Source organism: Chitinophaga japonensis (genome assembly GCF_007830125.1).
Lineage (GTDB): Bacteria > Bacteroidota > Bacteroidia > Chitinophagales > Chitinophagaceae > Chitinophaga > Chitinophaga japonensis.
Genome location: NZ_VLLG01000004.1, coordinates 280,381 through 301,561 on the forward strand (window position 1 = coordinate 280,381; position 21,181 = coordinate 301,561).

General features: G+C 55.0%; 14 protein-coding genes and 1 riboswitch. Of the genes, 9 read left to right on the plus strand and 5 right to left on the minus strand.

Translation table 11 applies throughout. The features are described from left to right. The first annotated feature begins 18 nt into the window (after positions 1-18). The 9 genes from LX66_RS18240 (at position 19) to LX66_RS18280 (ending at position 16,910) form a co-directional block, all read left to right on the plus strand. The gene (locus tag LX66_RS18240; protein WP_145716224.1) at positions 19-1,608 is read left to right on the plus strand and encodes a RagB/SusD family nutrient uptake outer membrane protein; all 1,590 of its coding nucleotides are present in this window, start codon (positions 19-21) and stop codon (positions 1,606-1,608) included. 22 nt (positions 1,609-1,630) lie between these two features. After that, positions 1,631-2,722: a glycoside hydrolase family 26 protein gene (locus LX66_RS18245; protein ID WP_145716225.1), complete on the plus strand. Its 1,092-nt coding sequence runs from the start codon at positions 1,631-1,633 to the stop codon at positions 2,720-2,722. After that, a complete protein-coding gene (locus LX66_RS18250) occupies positions 2,723-4,549 on the plus strand; it encodes a sodium:solute symporter family protein (RefSeq protein WP_145716226.1) in 1,827 nt (608 codons plus the stop codon). 83 nt (positions 4,550-4,632) lie between these two features. Beyond that, complete coding sequence (locus LX66_RS18255; RefSeq protein WP_145716228.1) at positions 4,633-5,835, plus strand: glycoside hydrolase family 130 protein; 1,203 nt, start codon at positions 4,633-4,635, stop codon at positions 5,833-5,835. Next, the gene (locus tag LX66_RS18260; protein ID WP_145716230.1) at positions 5,807-7,006 is read left to right on the plus strand and encodes an AGE family epimerase/isomerase; all 1,200 of its coding nucleotides are present in this window, start codon (positions 5,807-5,809) and stop codon (positions 7,004-7,006) included. The genes LX66_RS18255 and LX66_RS18260 overlap by 29 nt, the downstream gene beginning before the upstream one ends. A gap of 119 nt (positions 7,007-7,125) precedes the next feature. Beyond that, on the plus strand, positions 7,126-9,513 hold the full coding sequence (locus LX66_RS18265) for an ABC transporter permease (protein ID WP_145716232.1): 2,388 nt from the start codon (positions 7,126-7,128) through the stop codon (positions 9,511-9,513). 13 nt (positions 9,514-9,526) lie between these two features. Then, complete coding sequence (locus tag LX66_RS18270; protein WP_145716234.1) at positions 9,527-11,950, plus strand: ABC transporter permease; 2,424 nt, start codon at positions 9,527-9,529, stop codon at positions 11,948-11,950. A 222-nt stretch (positions 11,951-12,172) separates the two neighbouring features. Further along, a complete protein-coding gene (locus LX66_RS18275) occupies positions 12,173-14,896 on the plus strand; it encodes a T9SS type A sorting domain-containing protein (RefSeq protein WP_158642673.1) in 2,724 nt (907 codons plus the stop codon). Between the two features lie 34 nt (positions 14,897-14,930). Continuing rightward, positions 14,931-16,910, plus strand: a complete 1,980-nt coding sequence (locus LX66_RS18280) for a glycoside hydrolase family 97 protein (RefSeq protein ID WP_244620448.1) — start codon at positions 14,931-14,933, stop codon at positions 16,908-16,910. A 9-nt stretch (positions 16,911-16,919) separates the two neighbouring features. Here LX66_RS18280 and LX66_RS18285 read toward each other — a convergent pair whose 3' ends face one another. The 5 genes from LX66_RS18285 to LX66_RS18305 form a co-directional block, all read right to left on the minus strand. Next, positions 16,920-17,375, minus strand: a complete 456-nt coding sequence (locus LX66_RS18285) for a bactofilin family protein (RefSeq protein ID WP_145716236.1) — start codon at positions 17,373-17,375, stop codon at positions 16,920-16,922. After that, positions 17,375-18,436, minus strand: coding sequence for a ParM/StbA family protein (locus LX66_RS18290; protein ID WP_145716238.1), 1,062 nt, complete (start codon positions 18,434-18,436; stop codon positions 17,375-17,377). Before LX66_RS18290 ends, LX66_RS18285 begins: the two co-directional genes overlap by 1 nt. A gap of 129 nt (positions 18,437-18,565) precedes the next feature. Further along, positions 18,566-19,261, minus strand: a complete 696-nt coding sequence (gene nfi, locus LX66_RS18295; protein ID WP_145716240.1) for a deoxyribonuclease V — start codon at positions 19,259-19,261, stop codon at positions 18,566-18,568. 9 nt (positions 19,262-19,270) lie between these two features. Further along, entirely contained in the window at positions 19,271-19,465 is a 195-nt protein-coding gene (locus tag LX66_RS18300; RefSeq protein ID WP_145716242.1) for a DUF6496 domain-containing protein, read from the minus strand. Between the two features lie 91 nt (positions 19,466-19,556). Beyond that, a riboswitch (TPP riboswitch) is annotated at positions 19,557-19,654 on the plus strand. Positions 19,655-19,867: 213 nt separating this feature from the next. Next, positions 19,868-21,076: a DUF763 domain-containing protein gene (locus LX66_RS18305; RefSeq protein WP_145716244.1), complete on the minus strand. Its 1,209-nt coding sequence runs from the start codon at positions 21,074-21,076 to the stop codon at positions 19,868-19,870. Positions 21,077-21,181 lie beyond the last annotated feature (105 nt).

Consider the following 21,181-nt stretch of genomic DNA (forward strand, 5'->3'; position numbering starts at 1 on the left):
CACGTAAAAGAAGCGATCATGAAACACGCAAAGAAAATATTCGCAATAGCCTTAACGGCCTTCACCCTCGGCGCCGGCATGTCCTGCAAAAAGGCGCTGGAAGAAAAAGTATACGATTTCAAGGACCCGGAAGCCTTCTATGAAACGGACCAGGAGCTGCTGCTGGGCGTGAACGGGGTGTATAAGAACCTGATGACCTGGGACCTCTGGATCTCCCCGGCCTGGTCGGCCGTGATAGGAGAGGACGACGACCTGCTGCTGGAAAACTGGCTGGCCGGCGGCTATAGTGGCAACCAGGCCGGCCAGTGGTATATACAACGCCCCTGGACGGGCTTCTACTATGTAGTGCAGCGCGCCAACCTGGTGCTGAAATACGCGGCGCAGGTCAGCGGCAATGCGGAGCTGATCAGCCGTATTAAGGGAGAGGCGCATTTCCTGCGCGCCTACTGCTACTTTGAGCTGGTAAGGCGCTACGGCGATGTGCCCCTGCGCCTGGAAGCCTATGATCCTTCCCAGTCCATGGACATTGCCCGCAGCCCGGTAGCGGACGTATACGCGCAGGTGGTGGCAGACCTGCAGCAGGCGGCGGACATACTGCCGGAAACCTACAGCGGCAACTATTCGGCGTCTGACCGCGGCCGTCCCACCAAAGCTGCCGCCATGGGGATGCTGGCCAAGGTATACATGCACATGGCCGGTGATGAGCTGAAGCAGCCGCAATACTATGCCCGGGCGGTTGCCGCGGCGCAGGCCGTAGTGGACATGGCCAACGCCAACGGCTACCCGGCCCTGGAAACGGATTACATGAAAATATTTGACGAGCCCACGCAGCACCTGAGCAACGAGATACTGTTTGCCATACCGGCCACGCACTCGCCCAACCAGGGCTCCGAGCTGCCCGGTTATTTCTCCCCGCAGGGCTTTTACAGCGGTGGCGGCAGCGGCGGCTTCGTGAGCGTCCGTACAGACTTTGTCAATACATTTGAAGCGGGCGATAAAAGGGTGGCCTTTGGCTCCGCCATCTGGTCTGCCTGGAAAGACCAGGGAGGCAGTACCTTTTATCACATTTCCCAGGTGCCGGCCGGCGCCGTGCTCACCAACACCGGCACCTGGGGCCAGGAATACGATGGCGGCGGCGGTTACGGGCAGAACACCTACACTCTGAACGGGAGCACCATTTACGGCTCTCCGCGCTACTACAGCCTGAAATATACCGACCCCAATGCCCAGGCAAAGGATGAAAATGGCAACGATCCCATTATATTGCGCTATGCAGACGTGCTGCTGCTGCTGGCCGAAGCGGAGAATGAAGTGAACGGCCCTACCGCCGTGGCCTACAACGCCATTAACGCGGTAAGGGCGCGCGCCGGCCTGGCCCCCTTGTCCGGCCTGGACAAAAGCGCCTTCCGCCAGAAGGTGCGGGACGAAAGAAGGTTTGAGCTGTATGGCGAGTTCCAGCGTCGCTGGGACCTGGTCCGCTGGGGTACCTGGCTGCAAACCATGAATGACGCCGGTCGTCCCCGCCAGGCATATCAAAAGCTCTATCCCATTGCGCAGGAGGAAATTGCCGGGAACAAACTGATAGAGACGAATAACCCAGGGTATTGAAAAAAAGAATGTAAAATCAACGATGAAACATCTCCTGACAATTACGCTATTGGCCCTGTTCGTACAGCCAACAACGTTGCCTGCACAACCCGGCCCTGCCGATGCGGCGGCCACCCCGTCAACCCGGCAATTGTACGCCCGCCTGCAGGCGCTGCGGCAGCGCGGCATCATGTTTGGCCACCAGGACGATATGGCCTACGGCGTTGGCTGGAAGTACATCCATAACCGTTCGGACGTAAAGGACGCCTGCGGCCAGTGGCCTGCGATGTACGGCTGGGACCTGGGCCACCTGGAGTTGGGCAGCCCCCATAACCTGGACAGCGTGCCCTTTGACAGTATGCGCGCCTACATCCGTACCGTGCATGAAAGGGGAGGGGTGAACAGCATCAGTTGGCATAGCAATAATCCCGTGAGTGGCGGCTCCACCTGGGACACTTCCCTGGCCGTGACCGCCATCCTGCCCGGTGGCAGCAGCCATGCGGCCTATACGGCCTGGCTGGACAAAGTAGCGGCTTTTATGGGCAGCCTGCGGGCGGCAGACAGTTCGCTCATTCCCGTTATCTTCCGGCCGTTCCATGAGCATACCGGCAGTTGGTTCTGGTGGGGACAACGCCATTGCACCACCACGGAGTTCAGAACGCTCTGGCAGTTCACCGTCAACTACCTGGGCGCGGTAAAGCAGGTACATAACCTGCTGTATGCCTATTCCGCAGCGGATTTCAGCGATGCCGCCCGGTACCTGGAGCGCTATCCCGGCGACGCGTTCGTGGATATCATCGGTTTTGACCTGTACCAGTACGGCAGCGCCGCGCAATACCGGCAGCAACTGGAGCAGCGCCTGCAGGTGCTGGCGCAGGTAGCGGCCGCGCATCATAAAATACCCGCGCTTACGGAAACCGGCCTCGAAAGGATACCGGAACCCAACTGGTGGACGCAAACCCTGCTACCCGCATTGCAGCCCTACCCGCTGTCCTATGTGCTGGTATGGCGCAACGGCCGGCCGGACCATTACTATGCACCCTTTCCCGGCCAGGCCAGCGCCGCCGATTTTAAAAAGTTCCGGGCAGACAAGCGAACGCTTTTCCTGCCGGACCTGCAACCCAAAAAACAATAGATGAAATTAGCCACCGTAGACCTGTTCATTATCCTGGTATACCTGCTGTCCACGATCGCCGTTGGCATCCTGCTGAAGAAAAAGGCCAGGGCCGGCAAAGACGCATATATGCTGGGCGGCAAATCCCTGCCCTGGTACATGTTGGGGCTTTCCAACGCTTCGGATATGTTCGATATTTCCGGCACCATGTGGATGGTGACCCTGGCATTTGTGTACGGCCTCAAAAGCATCTGGATACCCTGGCTCTGGCCTTCCTTTAACCAGGTGTTCATGATGGTGTACCTGTCTGCCTGGCTGCGCCGCTCCAATGTGACCACGGGCGCGGAATGGATCAATACCCGCTTCGGCGCCGGGCGGGGCGCGGCCCTGTCCCATACCATCGTGGTGGTGTTTGCGCTCATCAGTTGCCTGGGCTTCCTGGCCTATGGCTTTATAGGGCTGGGCAAGTTCGTGGAGATATTTGTGCCCTGGCAGGCGGTGCAGCCCTATGTGCCTTTCGAGGTGAGCGCGGAATATGTGCCGCATTGCTATGGCATCCTCTTTACCCTGTTTGCCGTGTTCTACGCCGTAATGGGCGGTATGAACAGCGTGGTATGGGCCGATGCCATCAAGTACCTGATCATGACCGTGGCGGCCTTGACCATTGCGGTGATCGCTTACCGCAACCTGGCGGGGCGGGCGCTGCCGGTGCCGGAGGGCTGGTACAACCCCTTCTTTGGCATGCGTTTGCAACTGGACTGGAGCCGTATCATACGCGAGGTGAACGACAAGATCCGCAGCGACGGCTTCTCCCTGTTCGGCGTGTTCTTCATGATGATGGTGTTCAAAGGCATCCTGGCCAGCCTGGCCGGTCCTGCTCCCAATTACGACATGCAGAAAGTGCTCTCCACGCGCTCGCCCAAAGAGGCGTCCATGATGAGCGGCATTGTGTCCGTGGTGCTGATACCGGTGCGCTATTCCATGATCATCGGCTTTGCCGTGCTGGCCCTGTTGTACTACGACCAGTTGAACCTGGCCACGCCCCAGGGCGTTGATTTTGAAAAGATACTGCCGTCGGCCATCTCCAATTTTGTGCCGGTGGGCCTTACCGGCCTGCTGCTGGCCGGTTTGCTGGCCGCCTTCATGGGCACTTTTGCCGGCACCCTCAATGCGGCGCAGGCTTATATCGTGAACGATATTTACCTGAAATATGTACGGCCGCAGGCGTCCAACCGCAGCATTGCTTTCATGAACTATGGCTCCGGCATACTGGTGACGCTGGTGAGCATCGTGCTGGGCCTCTTTGCCCGGGATGTGAACAGCGTGCTGCAGTGGATCGTGTCTGCCCTGTATGGGGGCTACGTGGCTGCCAATGTGCTGAAATGGCATTGGTGGCGTTTTAACGGCAACGGCTTTTTCTGGGGCATGCTGGCCGGTATTGTGCCGGCGCTTATTTTCCCGCACCTGTTCCCGCATACCCTGGGGCTGTACTATTTCCCATGGATATTCCTGGTGTCCCTGGCGGGCTGTATTGCCGGCACCTATGCGGCCCCCGCCACGGACATGGCGACCCTCAGGCATTTTTACCGTACCGTGCGCCCCTGGGGCTGGTGGAAACCGGTGCATGCGCAGGTAGTGGCGGAAGATCCCGGTTTCCGGCCCAATAAAAGATTCGGCGCAGACATGTTCAACGTGCTGCTGGGCATTATTGCCCAGCTCTGCCTCACGCTGCTGCCCATTTACCTGGTGCTGTCCATGCAGTGGCCATTAGCCCTTACCGTTGCCATACTGGTAGCGGCTTGCATCATATTGAGAAAAACCTGGTGGAAACACCTTAATAGCGAATAGTGAAAAGTGAATGGTGAAAGCATCCTATTTCACCATTCACTTTTCACCTTTCACTTTTCACTACACACTTAATATTTAGAACCATGAATCACTACAGTGAAAGGCTGGCGCAACTGGAGCAGGCATACCAAACCCTGGTGACCAGGCCCAATGAGCCCATCCTGCCGGGCAACGGCATCTTTCTGCGTTACCGCTACCCCGTACTGACCGGCGGGCATGCGCCCCTGTTCTGGCGTTACGACCTGGACCCCGCGTCCAACCCCTTCCTGATGGAGCGCTTTGGCATCAATTCCGCTTTCAATGCCGGGGCCATCAAATGGCAGGGCCGGTACCTGCTGATGGCCAGGGTAGAGGGCGTGGACCGCAAATCTTTCTTTGCCATTGCAGAGAGCCCCAACGGTATTGACCAGTTCCGCTTCCGGGACTACCCGGTACAGATCCCTGAAACGGAAGACCCGGATATCAATATCTACGACATAAGGCTGGTAGCCCATGAAGATGGCTATATTTACGGCCTGTTCTGCACGGAGCGGAGAGACCCGGCAGCGGCGCCGTACGACCAGTCTGCCGCGCTGGCGGGCTGCGGTATTGTGCGCACCCGGGACCTGCAATCCTGGGAGCGCCTGCCGGACCTGCAAACGCCTTCGCCGCAGCAGCGCAACGTGGTATTGCACCCGGAGCTGGTACAGGGGCAGTACGCTTTTTACACCCGTCCCCAGGACGGCTTCATTGAGGCCGGCACCGGCGGCGGCATCGGCTTTGGCCTGTGCAGCGATATTACCCGCCCGGTGATCACGCAGGAAAGCATCCTGGACGGCAAGGCCTACCATACGGTATATGAAGTGAAGAACGGCCTGGGGCCTGCGCCCATTAAAACGGAGCAGGGCTGGCTGCACCTGGCCCACGGGGTGCGCAACACCGCCGCCGGCCTGCGTTATGTGCTGTACATGTTCATGACAGACCTGCAGGACCTGGCCCGCATCACTCACAAGCCGGCGGGCTATTTCCTGGCACCGGAAGGGGAGGAGCGCATCGGCGACGTGTCAAACGTAGTGTTCTCCAACGGCTGGATAGCAGACGACGATGGCAGGGTGCTCATCTACTACGGCTCTTCAGATACCCGCATGCACGTGGCCGTTAGCAGTGTGCAGCAACTGCTGGATTATGTGACGCACAGCCCCGCAGATGGCGGCCGTTCCGCCGAGACTGTGAACACTGTATACCGCATCATCAACAAGAACAAACAATACCTGTCTCATGCAAACACCGCTTATTCGTTACCGTGAGGAAGTAAAGGAGGAGCTGTACAACATTCTCCGCTACTGGCAGTCGCATACGGTAGATACCGCGCAGGGCGGCTTTTACGGCGCGCTGAATAATGCCAACGAGATACAGCCCGGCGCCCCCAGGGGCGGCGTGCTCAACTCCCGCATTCTCTGGACCTTTGCAGCGGCTTACGGGTTTGATCGCAATGCGGACTGGTTATCCCTTGCGCAAAGGGCTTATGATTACCTGCAGCAGCATTTCCGCGATCAGCAATACGGCGGTGTATACTGGTCCGTAGCGGCAGACGGCAGCCCGCAGGATATGCGCAAGCAGGTATACGGGCAGGCCTTCGCCATTTACGCGCTCAGCGAATATTACCGGCATACAAAGCACCAGCCCGCGCTGGACTGGGCCATTCATATTTATGAGCTGCTGGAGCGCCACAGCTTTGACCCGCAGCGCAAGGGATATATAGACGCTTTTTCCCGCCAGTGGGCGCGCATAGCAGACACCCGGCTCAGCGACAAGGACGACAATGCCGCCAAAACCATGAACACCCACCTGCATGTACTGGAAGCCTATACGAATTTATACCGTGTATGGCCGGATGATGGCCTGCGCACCCAGCTATACTACCTGGTAAAAGTGTTCATTGATCACATCGTTAACGCCGGCAACCATCACCTCATCCTGTTCTTTGACGACCAGTGGCGGCACCCGTCCCCCCTGGTGTCCTACGGGCATGACATTGAGGCCGCCTGGCTGCTGCCGGAAGCGGTCCACCTGCTACATGACAGCGAGCTCACGCAGCAGGTGAAGGCGGTGAGCATGGCCCTGACCAATGCCGCTGCGGAAGGGCTGGACAGCACCGGTGGCATGCGCTATGAATATGAACCGGCTTCCCGCCACATGAACGCGGAAAAACACTGGTGGGTACAGGCGGAAGCCATGGTGGGCTTCCTCAATGCCTACCAGCAGAGCGGGGAGGACCGTTACCTGCAGCAATCCCTGGATGCCTGGGCCTTCGTAAAAAAATACCTGCTGGACAAGCAGCACGGGGAATGGTTCTGGGGCGTAACCGGCAACCTGACCGTAATGCCCGGGCAGGATAAGGCCGGCTTCTGGAAATGTCCTTATCACAACAGCAGGGCATGTTTGGAGGTGATACGCCGGGTGGATGAGCTGGTATGACCGAAAGCGGACACCCCTGTATCGCAACCGGACATGGCTTCACACTTAATTAATTGATTGGCAGCTACATAATTTCCGGTACACTATTGGCGTGCGCCTTTAACGGCTAAACTACTGATATGCTGAAAAACTACCTGAAGACTGCCTTCCGCAACCTGTTGAAGAATAGGCTGCATGCTTTCATCAATATCACGGGCCTGGCTGCCGGCATGGCGGTGGCCATGCTCATCGGCCTTTGGATAAGGGATGAGCTGACTTATGACCGGTACAATAAAAATTACGACCGCATTGCACAGGTGATGCAAAACCAGTCGTTTAACGGCAGCATCCGAAGCTGGACCGCCATGCCATACCCGGTAGGAGAGGCGGTGCGTAATAACTGCGGCAATTATTTTTCGGCGGTGATCATGTCGTCCTGGACGCAGACCCGTCTGCTGTCGGCAGGTGAAAAGAAATTCATAAAAGAGGGCAACTTCATGGAGCCGCAGGGCCCGGAAATGCTGGACCTGCAAATGATCAGCGGCAGCCGTACAGCGTTGGACGACCCTCATTCCATCCTGCTGTCCGCATCGCTGGCCAAAACCTTCTTTGGCGACGCAGATCCTTTGGGTAAGATTATCCGGGTAGATAATAAGCAGGATGTGAAAGTGGCCGGTGTATTTAAGGACCTGCCGCACAACAGCGCTTTTGCCGACATGACCTTTATGGCTCCCTGGAAACTGATGCTGGAAACAGATACCTGGATCAGGGGCACTACCGGTTCCTGGGGCAGCAACAGCTTTCAATTGTTTGTGCAGGTGGCAGACCATGTGAGTATGGAGCAGGCATCTGCCGTGATCAGGGACTTAAAACGCAAATATATTAGTGAAGCGGAAGCCGCCTCCAAACAACCGGTCTTATTCCTGCACCCTATGCGTGAATGGCATTTGTATGAATCATTTGAGAACGGTGTTAATACCGGCGGCCGCATAGAACTGGTATGGTTGTTCGGCATCATCGGCGGATTTGTGTTGCTGCTGGCCTGCATCAACTTTATGAACCTGAGCACCGCCCGCTCTGAAAAGCGGGCAAAGGAAGTAGGCATCCGCAAAACAATAGGGTCACTACGTGGGCAGTTGGTTGCACAGTTCTTCATCGAATCCCTGCTGGTGGTGATGCTGGCATTGGGATGCTCCCTGCTGCTGGTACAATTGCTGCTGCCGGTGTTCAATGACATGGCCGGCAAGCAGGTCCATATACCCTGGAGCAATCCCCTGTTCTGGACAGGCATATTGAGTGGCAGCCTGCTTACCGGCTTGATGGCTGGCAGCTATCCGGCGCTGTACCTTTCCGCTTTTCGCCCGGTAAAGGTATTAAAGGGCACTTTCCGGGCAGGACGTTGGGCTGCCATGCCCCGCAAGATGCTGGTAGTAGGACAGTTTACCGTGTCCATTATTTTGATCATAGGAACAATCATTGTGTTCCGGCAGGTGCAGCATGCACGGGACCGGCCTATGGGGTATAATTATGACCGGCTGGTGATGATGGAAATGCTTACCTACGATATCTACGATCACTTTGCCACCATCCGGCAGGAACTGCAATCAGCAGGTGCTGTTACGGAAATGGCGCTCTCCAGCAGCCCGGTAACGGAGTCCTGGAGCACGGAAGGTGATTTCACCTGGGAGGGTAAAGACCCGGCCCAATCCGTTGATTTCCCCTTTACAATAGTATCATATGAATTTGGTAAAACAGTGGGCTGGCGGTTCAGGGAAGGCCGGGATTTCTCCGCCGCCTTTGCAACGGATTCGGCCGCTTTTGTGATCAACGAAAGCGCCGTCAGGTTTATGGGACTTGAAAAACCGGTAGGAGCGGTCATTAAATGGGGCGGCAAGCCCTACACCGTGATTGGCGTGATCCGGGACATGATCACCGAATCTCCCTACCGGCAGGTACGTCCTTCCATTTTTGCGATGACGAAGCCCCCGGACAGCTATGTAATACTGAAGCTGGATCCCAAAATGAGCGCCCGCACGGCGCTGGCTAAAATTGGGGCCGTTTTCAAACAATATTCACCGGCCCAGCCGTTCGACTACCAGTTTGTAGATGAGGAATACGCACGCAAATTTGATACGGAAACCCGCATCGGTAAGCTGGCCAGCAGCTTCGCCATACTGGCCATCTTCATCAGTTGCCTGGGGTTGTTCGGCATGGCCCTGTTCATGGCGGAACAGCGCACCAAGGAGATCGGGATACGCAAGGTGCTGGGCGCTTCCGTGCTTAACCTGTGGCACCTGCTGTCAGGGGAGTTCCTGCTGCTGGTATTGATTGCGCTCGTGATTGCCGCGCCCATCGCCTATTACGGTATGCAGCGCTGGCTGGAAGGGTATGAGTACCGTACCGCAATTTCCTGGTGGATATTTGCGGCAACCGGGATCGGCGCATTGCTGATTGCGCTGGTAACGGTGAGCGGGCAGTCGGTAAGGGCTGCACTGATCAATCCTGTAAAGAGTTTAAGAACAGAATAGTCACCATATATATATGATCATAAATTACCTCAGGATCGCTTTTCGCCATCACCGGAAGCACGCGCTTTACACAGTTATCAACATAACCGGGCTGGCTACCGGTATCACCTGCCTGCTGTTGGCAGTACTGTACATGAAAGATGAGCACAGCTATGATGCCTTTCATGAGCAGGCGCCCAACCTGTATCGTATAACCACCACCGTAACCAGGCAGCCGGGAGACAAGCCGCAGACCCTGGGCGGCACCGGGCAGGTGCAGGGCCCGGCTTTCCAGGCGCAGGTGCCGGAGGTGCAGCAGTACGTCAGGGTAATGGGCGGGGATATTTACGGTGATCTTGCCGCCAATGGTAAAGTGCTGAAACAACAGCTATTATTCGTGGACGATAATTTTCTTGATGCATTCTCTTTCCGCCTGATAAAGGGAGATCCGCGAACAGCACTGAACGACATTGGCGCTGCCGTTATTACGGAAAGTACGGCGTTGAGATACTTTAACAGTACGGAGGTAACAGGCCGCCTGCTTACCATGGAGGCCGACCCCTCCGCGCGCCGGTTGGGAAAGCCCCTGGTCATTACTGCCGTAGTGAAAGACCCGCCCCGCCACTCATCCATCCGGTTTGACGTGCTGCTTTCTTTCAGATTCCTGCAGCTTTCCTTTGATGACAGGGACTGGCTGAACCAGTACCTCAGCACATTTATAGTGCTGCAGCCCGGCGCGGACATGAACGCGGTAGCGCGGAAGTTTGACCGGGTGAGCGCCGCGGCGGCGAAAGCGCAGTTGGCGGCACAGGGGGAGGAAAACGGCCCGGCGCCCCTGGTGCATTACGGGCTGCAGCGCATTACAGACATGCACCTGCACCCCTTATACCAGCCGGGAGACAGCCGGGAGGGAGGGGTTATCAATGGCAGCAACCCGGTTTTTTCCCGCATCCTGCTGGGCATTGCCGCCTTTATCCTCTTAATGGCAGGCATCAATTTCGTCAACATCACCCTCGCGGGGTCGCTTGGAAGGACCCGGGAAGTAGGGGTTAGAAAAATAAACGGGAGCAGCAGCAGGCAGTTGATGCTGCAGTTCCTGGCGGAATCAGGATCACTTTGCCTGGCTGGCTGCCTGCTGGCAATACTGTTTACCTGGATGGCGCTCCCGCTGTTCAATACGCTGTCCGGGAAGGAGATCCTTTTTTCGGATATGCTGGACGCCAGGCTGCTCTTGTATGGCACGCCGGCGCTGGCGCTGATCGTGGTGCTTACCGGTGCCTACCCCGCCTATGTATTGTCCGGTTACGGCATGATAGCGGCATTGTACGGCAGGCAAAAGCTGGTAGGCCGCAATATTCCGGGCAGGGCGCTCATCGTAGTGCAGTTCGCCTGCGCCGTTTTCCTGGTGCTGGCTACCCTGGTGTTTTACCGGCAGATGGATTATGTACGGACCAAAGACCTGGGGTATGAGCCGCACCAGGTGGTGCATACCAGCATTACCGGCGACCGGGACCTTCAGCACGTGCAGGAGTTGCTGAAAAGCCGGCTTGCCGGCAGGCCGGGCATCCGGGAAATATCCTTTGGCGGCATCCGCGGAGGCGCGTCCGCGGTAAAGACCGGGAACAGCACGGTAATGGCCGTGCACCGGGTGATCGATGAGCATTACCTGCCAGCCCTGGGCATTACATTAAAGGAAGGGCATAATTTACAGGGCGGCATTGCCGGCGGCCGGAACGGCGCCATTGTGAACGAGGCCTTTGTAAAAGCGGCCGGCCTTCGCAACCCGGTCGGTGCGCAGATACGAACGGACGAATATTTTGACAGGGAGGTCCGGACCATTATCGGTGTAGTAAAGGATTTTCATGTTGGCTCCCTGCGGGAACGCATCCAGCCGATGGTCATGATCCGGAGCGACTGGTTTGGCGGGGACATCTGGCTGAAAGTGGAGAAAGAAAAACAGCAGCAGGCCCTGGCGGCGCTGGCTGCAGCATACCAGGAGGCGCTGCCGGGATCATCCTTCCATTACAGCTTCCTGGACGAGCAGAACGCGGCCGCCTATTTCCAGGAGCTGCGCTGGAAGAAGATCATTCACATGGCTGCATTGCTCTCTATATTGATATGCTGCGCCGGGTTATTTGGCCTGGCGCATATTGCCACCCGCCAGCGCATAAAAGAGATCGGCATACGCAAGGTGCTGGGCGCCGGCATGTATAGTATCATGGCCCTGTTTTCCAAAGATTTTCTACGGCTGGTGCTACTGGGGTTTGTTATTGCCTCGCCGGTAGCCTGGAGGGTGTTGAATGGCTGGCTGCAGCGGTTTGCCTACCGGGTGGAGATAAATGGGTGGATATTTATAATAGCGGGTGCATTTGCCCTGGGCATTGCATTCATCACCATAGCCGCCCATGTAATGAGTGCCGTGCTGACGAACCCTTCCCGGAACCTGAACGCGGAGTAAAACCAGGAGCTGCAACATTTTTTGCCATAGTTTGTAACATTTGAGAACCCTGCCTTAAAGAACATCCCTGTAGTTTTACGGCATCAATTAAAAGAAAGATCGCCCGTTATGAAAATAGGCCTGCTGCTGCTAACCTTCCCGCGTCACAGGCAGTGGCGCACGGCATAAGATCTTTCCGGATGCCCCCGGTCCACCGGGATTTACTTAAACTACATAAATGCTATGAAAACAAAATTACTGGCCTTTCTCAGTTTTCTTCACGTAACTATTGGGTTCCAGGGCGCTGAACTGAAGGCCCAGGCCACGGCAGACTATGCCTGGAAGAATGTGGCTATTGGCGGTGGTGGATTTGTTTCTGCAATAATCCCGGGTAAAACCGAGCAAAACCTGGTGTATGCCCGGACAGACGTGGGAGGAGCCTACCGCTGGAATGCTGCCACTTCGAGTTGGGTCCCCTTGCTGGATTGGGTGTCGGACGATGAAGTCGGTTTCCTTGGTGTCGAGTCTTTGGCCATAGACCCCCAATCGCCCAACAGGGTCTATATGCTGGTAGGCATCTCTTATTTCAACAATGGGAAAACGGCCATTCTCCGGTCTGACGATTATGGCAATACCTTTACCGTGACAGATGTCAGCAATCAATTCAAGGCGCATGGCAATGGTATGGGGCGGCAAACCGGTGAAAAGCTTGTAGTGGACCCCCACAACAGCAACATTCTGTACTGTGGCACCCGCTGGAACGGATTATTCAGAAGCACCGACGCGGGCGCCACCTGGAGCAGGTTGAGCTCACTGAATGTAACCACAACCCCCAATGAGAACGGGATTAGTTTTGTGGTGTTAGACGGAAGCAGTGTTGCAGGCGGTGCTACCCAAAGGATCATTGTCGGAGTTTCACGCAGCGGAAGCACCAACCTGTACCGGAGTGATAATGGCGGGCAGTCTTTTTCCGCTGTTGCCGGCGCTACCACCACCTATATGCCGCATCGGGCGGCTTTGGCAAGCAACGGAAACCTGTATCTCACTTATGGCAATGGTGCGGGACCGCATGCGCATTGGTCAGCACCGGAGCCCATGGACAACGGGCAGATCTGGAAGTACAACATTTCCACCGGTGCCTGGACAAACATTACACCCGCCGGATTCAACAGGGCATTCGGGGGAATCAGCGTTGACCCCAATAATCCCAACAGGATTGTGGCTACTACTATCAACACCTATATGAACCAGAACGGGGCCTGGGGCGACAGGATATTCCTCAGCACAAATGGTGGTTCAGGTTGGGTGGATGTGGTAGACCGGGGATTTACCCTGGATCCCGATGGCATAACCTGGGTTGGCGGGCACGCCATCCACTGGGCAGGCTCCATAGAATTTGATCCCTTCAATACGGAAAGGGTTTGGGTCACTTCGGGCAATGGTATTTTCAGGAATGATAACATCAGCTCCGGCGGTACCTGGCATTTTACCGTAAGAGGACTTGAAGAAACCGTGCCGCTGGGCCTGGAAAGTATCCCCAATGGCCCTGTAGTGTCTGTTATTGGCGATTATGATGGATTCAGGCACGCCGCCAATGTTGATCAATACGCACCAATTCATAATCCACAGATGGGCACCACCACCGGCCTGGCCGTAGCTGCCCGGAATACAGGCAAAATTGTCCGGGTAGGGAACTCCATGTATTATTCTAATGATATGGGATTAACCTGGACCCAAAATAGCATGAACGGCACCCAGGGACAGGTGGCATTATCTGCTGACGGTAATATCGTGTTGCATTCCCCGAGGGAATCTGCTGTCACATACCGGTCAACTAATAACGGATCTTCCTGGTCTGCGGTAAGTGGTTTAAGTTTTAATGAAGCGCGGCCGGTTGGCGACCCGGTCAATTCCAATAAATTTTATGCCTACAATCCCGGGAATGGCGCAGTAATGGTGAGCACCAACGGCGGAGCTTCATTTTCCCAGGCCGGTTCCGTTGCGGGCGGCGGCTCAAAAGTCATCCGGCTGGCGCCCGGGATGGAAGGTCATGTTTGGATAGCTTTGCACAACGGAGGGCTGGCGCGTTCAACCAACTCCGCACAAACGTTTTCAACCATAAGCGGTGTTGCCAATTGTGGAGCCGTTGGTTTTGGAGTGGCTGCCCCCGGGGCAAATTATCCCACAATTTACATTTGGGGCACCATCAACAATGTCAGAGGTGTTTATCGCTCAACAGACCAGGGTGTTTCGTGGGTTCGGGTAAATGATGATGCGCATGAATATGGCGGTCCGGGTAACGGGCAATTCGTGCAGGGAGATAGGAATGTCTTTGGAAGAGTATATATGAGTACAGCCGGTAGAGGTATCGTTTATGGAGAGCCCGTCGCCTGTACGCCCACTGCCATCACCCCCTACGTACGGGTAAATGGCGGAGGCTGGCAGCAGACCGCCAATACTGTTGTAACCGCAGGCGGCAGCGTGCAGTTTGGGCCCCAGCCTGTCCAGGGAGGATCGTGGAGCTGGAGCGGGCCGGGTAATTTCAGTGCTGCTACGCGTGAAATAACCATTTCAAACATCCAGGCCGGCCAGGCAGGGAGCTATGTAGCTACCTACACCAATAGCGGGGGATGCCAGAGCACGCAGACCTTTAACGTCACCCTGACATCAGGCAGTGCTGCGGCTGCCAGGGTACAACCGGCATCGCTAACGGAAGCCAATATGGATGAGGATGCTATTAGCCTGTATCCGAATCCCGCCAGTGAAGGAAGGTTTACGATCCTTCTTCCGAAAATTTCCGGGAAAGCGGTCGTAAGAATTTATGATAACGTGGGCAGAATGCTTTACGAAAAGACCGCTCAAGGCAATAACAAGATAGAGATCGACGCGCGGCTAACGGCAGGACTCTACATTGTCAGGATAGATCTGCAGGCATTTAGCTTCACTGAGAAGCTTATCGTTCCTTAATGGCTGCTTTGTGAATTTGATAAAATTATAAATCATGATAGTATTGAAAATGAGTGTAAAAAAAACAATTCTTTTAGCCGGGCTCCTCATCGGCATGAGTGGATGGGGGATAGGGACAGTGAACCGGTTACAGGCGCAGCGGCTTGCCCAATTACAGAGCCCGGACAAATCCATTGCCCTAAACGTGTTTTTGTCGGCTTCAGGTGAAATTCAATACGCGATACAAAAATCCGGTGTTGGCGTCATTCAGCCTTCGGCCCTGGGCGTGATGATGCAGGGGCATGATTTTACGAAAGGCATGAAACTGGTCATGGCATCCAAACCGGAACGTATAACGGATAGTTACCAAACGAAGAATGCAAAGAAAAGCAGCATCCTTTACCAGGCCAATCAACTGGTGATGTCATTTGCCAATGAAGAAGAGAAAAAAATGGACATCATTTTCCGGCTGTCCAACGACGGGGCGGCTTTCCGGTATTCCTTCCCCTGGATAAAGGATACTGAGACGATAGTTAAGGAATGCTCCTCGTTTTCATTTGACAAAGAAACAAGCGCCTGGTTGCAGCCGATGAGTGAAGCAAAAACAGGTTTCGAGCATTGTCACCCGTCTTATGAGGAACATTATCTGCAGGGCATTCCTGTTGGCACGGTATCGCCCTTAAAGTCAGGTTGGGTGTACCCCGCTTTGTTTAAAACAAATGATATATGGGTGTTGATCACCGAAGCAGCGCTTGATGGCGCTTATTGCGGCACAAGATTGATCAATGATTCTGCCTCGTCTGTTTATTCAATCGGCTTTGCCGATCCGAGGGAAGTGTTTACAGGCGGCGGCTATTTGCCGGTAAATAATAAGCCGTGGCTTACGCCCTGGCGTATTATAACAATTGGAAGTTTGAAAACAATGGCAGAATCAACCCTGGGCACCGATCTGGCGCCGGCCGCCGTGTTAAAGGACGCCTCTTTTGTAAAACCCGGGAAAGCCAGTTGGAGCTGGATCAACAGCAAGGATGACAATATCACTTACAGTGAGCAAAAAAAGTATATTGACTATGCCCATGATATGCACTGGCAATACTGCCTGATAGATGCAGACTGGGATACCAGGATCGGGTATGAAAAAATAGCCGAACTGTCAGCATATGCAAAACAGAAAAATGTTGGACTGATATTATGGTACAATTCTGCAGGTGACTGGAACACGATCAAATATCACCCTAAAGACGTATTGCTGACGAAGCAAGGAAGGGAAAAGGAATTCAGCCGCCTGCAGGCATTGGGCATTAAAGGCGTAAAGATCGATTTCTTCGGTGGAGATGGCCGGAGCATGATTCAATACTATATTGACATTTTGAATGATGCGGCAAAATATAAGCTGCTGGTAAACTTTCACGGTGCTACATTGCCGAGAGGCTGGCAAAGAACCTATCCTCACCTTATGACTGCCGAAGCGATTTATGGCATGGAGATGGTGACATTTGACCAGAAAGCTGCCGATAAGCAGGCCAACCACTGCGCTATGCTGCCCTTCACCAGGAACGCATTTGACCCGATGGATTTTACACCCATGAACCTTACGGGGCTTACATCGTCTAATTGCACCCGGAAAACCACGCCCGCTTTTGAACTGGCCCTTTCCGTTTTATTCTTATCGGGTATACAGCATTACGCACAATCGCCGGAAGGAATGGTGCAGGTGCCTGAGGATGTGAAGGCGTTTTTAAGAAAGCTGCCAGATAACTGGGATGATGTGAGATTTATCGAAGGCTATCCCGGGAAATACGCTGTTATTGCCCGGCGAAGCGGTGATCGCTGGTACGTGGCCGGCATTAATGGCGATAAAAATGACAGGACAATTGATCTTGACATGGCCTCATTTAAGAAAAGCAAGGCTACGCTGTTTGCAGACGGTACAGGAGGTGAACTGTTTTCAACAACTGTCCTGGATACAACAAGACAAAAGAGATCAGACCTTACCCTGCCTGCAGGGGGTGGATTTGTAATGGTGCTGGAGTAGCATGAGTCCTCAAAACCAGTTCGCCACTTCCTCATCCGGGGGTGGCGTTTCTTTTTCGCCTACCGGTGCGGCGGCTTCATCCGGCTTGTCGGTTTCCGGGGCCTGCCGGGCGGCCACGCTTTTACGGATGGCGCCTTCTATCACGGCGCCCTCCTTTACCTCCAGCACCAGGGCGTTCACGTCGCCTTTTACGTAGGCCACGTTACTGATCACCGCCTTGTTGCTGATGTAAATGTCGCCGTAAATTTTACCGTAGGCCACCAGGTCCGTAGCATATACGTTGCCGCGCACGCTGCCCTGCTGGCCTATGATCAGCAATCCCTCCGTTCTTACATCGCCCTTTACGCTGCCGTCAATACGCCCGGGGATAGTAGCTTCAATACCGCCCTGCACTATTACCTGGCGTGGTAACAGGAACCGGTGTTTACCGAGGGCATTCCTGAATAGTTCGGTTATAGAGTTCATCAAAGATTAGCGCTGCCTGATAAATTTAACTTTTCTTCCTCAAAGATAGAAATGATAGACGAAGCATTTCCCAGGTCCACGCCTACGCTTCGCTGGGGTTTATCATCGGATATGCGCAGCGAGTTGTACAGGTACCCGATGCTGATAAGGTTTTCGGGAGAAGGGGCCACTTCCACAGGTATAAAATCCCGGAATTCATCTACAAAAGCATCCGTTAATTCACGGTAATGCGCACCGCCGCCCATGAGGTAGATCTTCTGGCACTGCTCAAAATCCAGGTCGGTAAAGTAGTTGCGCAGCAGGGGAGACACCACCTCTTTGTAATATTGGGTCAGCACCTCCTTGCGGGCTTCTTTCAGGTCTATTCTTTTCCGGTTGGTGAAGATGGAGCCTTTCATGAAAGCGTCGTCCAGTTGGTGCTCGTTCTTCATGTCCAGGTAGTATTTTTTATTCAGCTCGCGGGCCAGGTTGTTGATCGCGTACTTGATGCCGTGGGAGCTGAAGCAGGTACGGTTGATCAGGCCGTCGCCGGTGGCCATGCCGCCTTCAATGGTGCCGAAGCCGAAGCTCACCGCGATGAAGTTGTCCAGGTTAGGCTCGCCGAGGGTCTTCTTCAGGCCGATAATGCCACCCACGATCTCCGGGATGATCTCGAACTTCTCGATGTCCAGCATCGCTTTCTTAATGCTGCCCTTGGTATTGAAGGTCTGCGTATCATATTCGATCAGGAAATGCCGTTTGCCCAGGAACTGCTCGGCCGCCTGCTTGTAAATGTTGTAGGTAGAGAAAGGAAAGCCCATGGTGATGGACAGGGGCTGCTGCACCTTGTCCGCCACGTTGATCATGGCAGATTTGAAAAGGATATCATAATCGTCTTCCATCGGCGCCGCATTGGTGATGCGCCCGGGATTGATGCCCCCGCGCTTCGCAAGGTTGCCCACGATATACCAGGTTTCATCTTTTTTTACCTTAATGCCGTTCAGCAGGTCTTTGGAGGAGTTTTCTGTATTGCCGAATGCGGTCTCAAATACACTAGGGAAGCTAATAGTTGACGCTTTCATGGTAGTCCTTTGTATAATGCAAATTAATTAAATATATAGAATAGTTATAAACCTTGCACTCCGTTGGGCGTACAAGATATAAAATATATTGATTGTTAATCATTTCCAACATTAATAAAATCGGAAATTTTAATGATCCGCGGGAATTTGTGTAATACCTTCGGGCAGTTCGCCCAGCCGGAAACGGTTCACGGCGGCATGGGCCAGGCGGGTGGGTTCCGGCAGCCGGTAGCGCCCGCAGCACTGCAGGATCAGCGACAGGCTGTCCTGCACATCCATGCGATGCCCGGGCGATACGAACACCGGCTTTACGTGGGCTTTGGTGCGCAGCACGCTGCCGATCACTTCCTCTTTGTGCAGCAGGGGCGTATAGGCGCCGCGTTCCGGCCCCGGTTCGGTATAGGTGCCAAACAGCCGTTTCTTGGCGCAGCCAATGCTGGCCTGCCCCGATAGTGCGCCAAAATGTGCGGCAATGCCCATACGGCGGGGGTGAGCGATCCCGTGGCCGTCCACCACCAGCACATCCGGTTTCAGGGGCAGTTGCTCCCAGGCTTCCATTAAAGCGGGCACTTCCCGGAAAGCCAGGTAACCCGGTACGTAGGGAAAATGTACCTCCTTCTTCACCAGGGAATACGTCAGCGGCTGCAAAGCGGGGAAGCTGAGCAGCACAATGCCGGCGTATACCGTGGTGCTGAACCTGTTGAACGAAATATCGGCGCCGCCAACTACCTGTAGCGGGAAATCGCGGGGCTGTATCACCAGCTTTTCCCGCAGCGCCTGCTGCAGGCGGGTGGCCTCCGGTATGCTTAGGGTATCATAGTGCATGGGGGGCGGCTACTTTTTTTTGCCTGATTTTTTTGGAGGCGGCACTTTGGCGCCCTTTTCCCGCGCTTCAGACAGCCCGATGGCGATAGCCTGCTTGCGGCTCTTCACTTTAGGCCCCCTGGAGCCGCTTTTTAGCTTGCCCTGCTTTTGCTTGTGCACGGCTTCTGCTACCGTTTCCTGCGCTTTTTTTGAATAACGTGCCATATATCAATGATTTTACAGAAACAGTTCCAAAAAAGGGACCAATGCCGGCATATCTGGCACGAACTTGGCGGGTATATAAGTGAACGTTTCTTTTACTTAAAAGGGGTGGTTATTGAAAAATAGCCTGAGAACAAACCCTCAGCACCTGAACTGGACAATGCCAGCGTAGGAAATAAGCAAAAGAGACTAAAGGGGTTGTTTCGAAAGAAGCAACCTCTTTTCTTTTACCCCTGTTCCTTCGGTGCTTCCTGTATGTTTTCCGGTATTTTCCCCCTGCAGTCCCTGTGCAACTCCCGGTAAACTCCTGTGAAACTGCTGTCGCTCCCCTCATATACCCCGTTTCGCACTTCATACCTCATACTTCCCACTTCATTCTTCATATTGTGTAATTTCCACCCCATCTCAGAACAGCTCCAGTTGCTGCCCGCCTTTTTTCCCGGGCGGCGGCGTGGCCCGGCCCATCACTGTGCGCCCGCCGTGTTGCCAGGAATCGGCCCTTTCCCGGGCAATTACCTGCTCAAAATTTTCATTGGGAATAAAATCCTGCTCCAGCCGCTCCGACAGTGCAGACAGCTTTTTAATGGCCTCCTGCTTTTCTGTTTGTCCCACCCTGGCCTTTTGCAGGGCATGGCCCAGCACCCGGATGGTTTCGTCATATACATTCACCGGTACGGGGAAGGGGTGCCCGTCCTTGCCGCCATGGGCAAAGGAAAAGCGGGCCGGGTCCGTAAAGCGGGAAGGGGTGCCGTAGATCACCTCGCTCACCAGGGTAAGGGACTGCAGGGTGCGCGGCCCTACGCCCTCCAGCAGCAGCAGCGATTCAAAATCATGCAGCCCCCGCTCATGCGCTAAGGCCAGTACGCTGCCCAGCCGTTTCAGGTCCACATCCGGGGCCCTTACATCATGATGTCCCGGCATTACCAGCCGGCGTATTTCCGGCAGCATACGCGGCCCTTCCTGTACCACCTGCAGCAGGCCTGTTTTGGTGGGCGCGGCCGCGGTATCCGTCAGGTTCAGGATCTGCCCCTGGTTTTGCCCGTAAATGAAAGTATGGGGCGTTTCCGTAAAAGAAGGCATGGTTGCCGAGTGCCAGTGGTAACGCCGGGCCATTCCGCTGGCGTCGTTCATGCCCTGCTGTATCACCGCCCATTCCCCTTCGTCGGAAACAATGAAGGAATGCAGGTACAGTTGAAAGCCGTCCTGGATAGCCGTGTTGTCCACCTTGGCGGCCAGCCTGCTGCTGCGCACCAGCAGGGGGCCGGGCAGGCCTGTACGCTCCGCAATGGCCAGCAGCTCCGCCGGCGTTTCCCGGGAATGCCTGCCCTTGCCGCCGCAGATGTAAATGCCCAGTTCCCGGGCCATGGGGTTCAGCGCCTTTTTAAGCGCGCCCATCACGCTGGTGGTAATGCCGGACGAATGCCAGTCCATGCCCAGCACGCAGCCCAGCGCCTGGAACCAGCAGGGATCGCTCAGCCGCCGCAGCACTTCCCCCTTGCCGTACTCGCCCGCGATGGCTTCGGTAATGGCGCCGCCCAACTGGCTCATGCGGCGGGCCAGCCAGGGCGGTACATGCCCATAATGTAGAGGAAGGTCAGCATATGATCGGCTCATGCAACAAAGGTACAGCATACCTTACATCCATAAATACAGGAACAGGCGGCTTTTCGCCGGTTGGCATAATTCTTTCTCTGCGTTGGTCAGGACCATATTTTTATT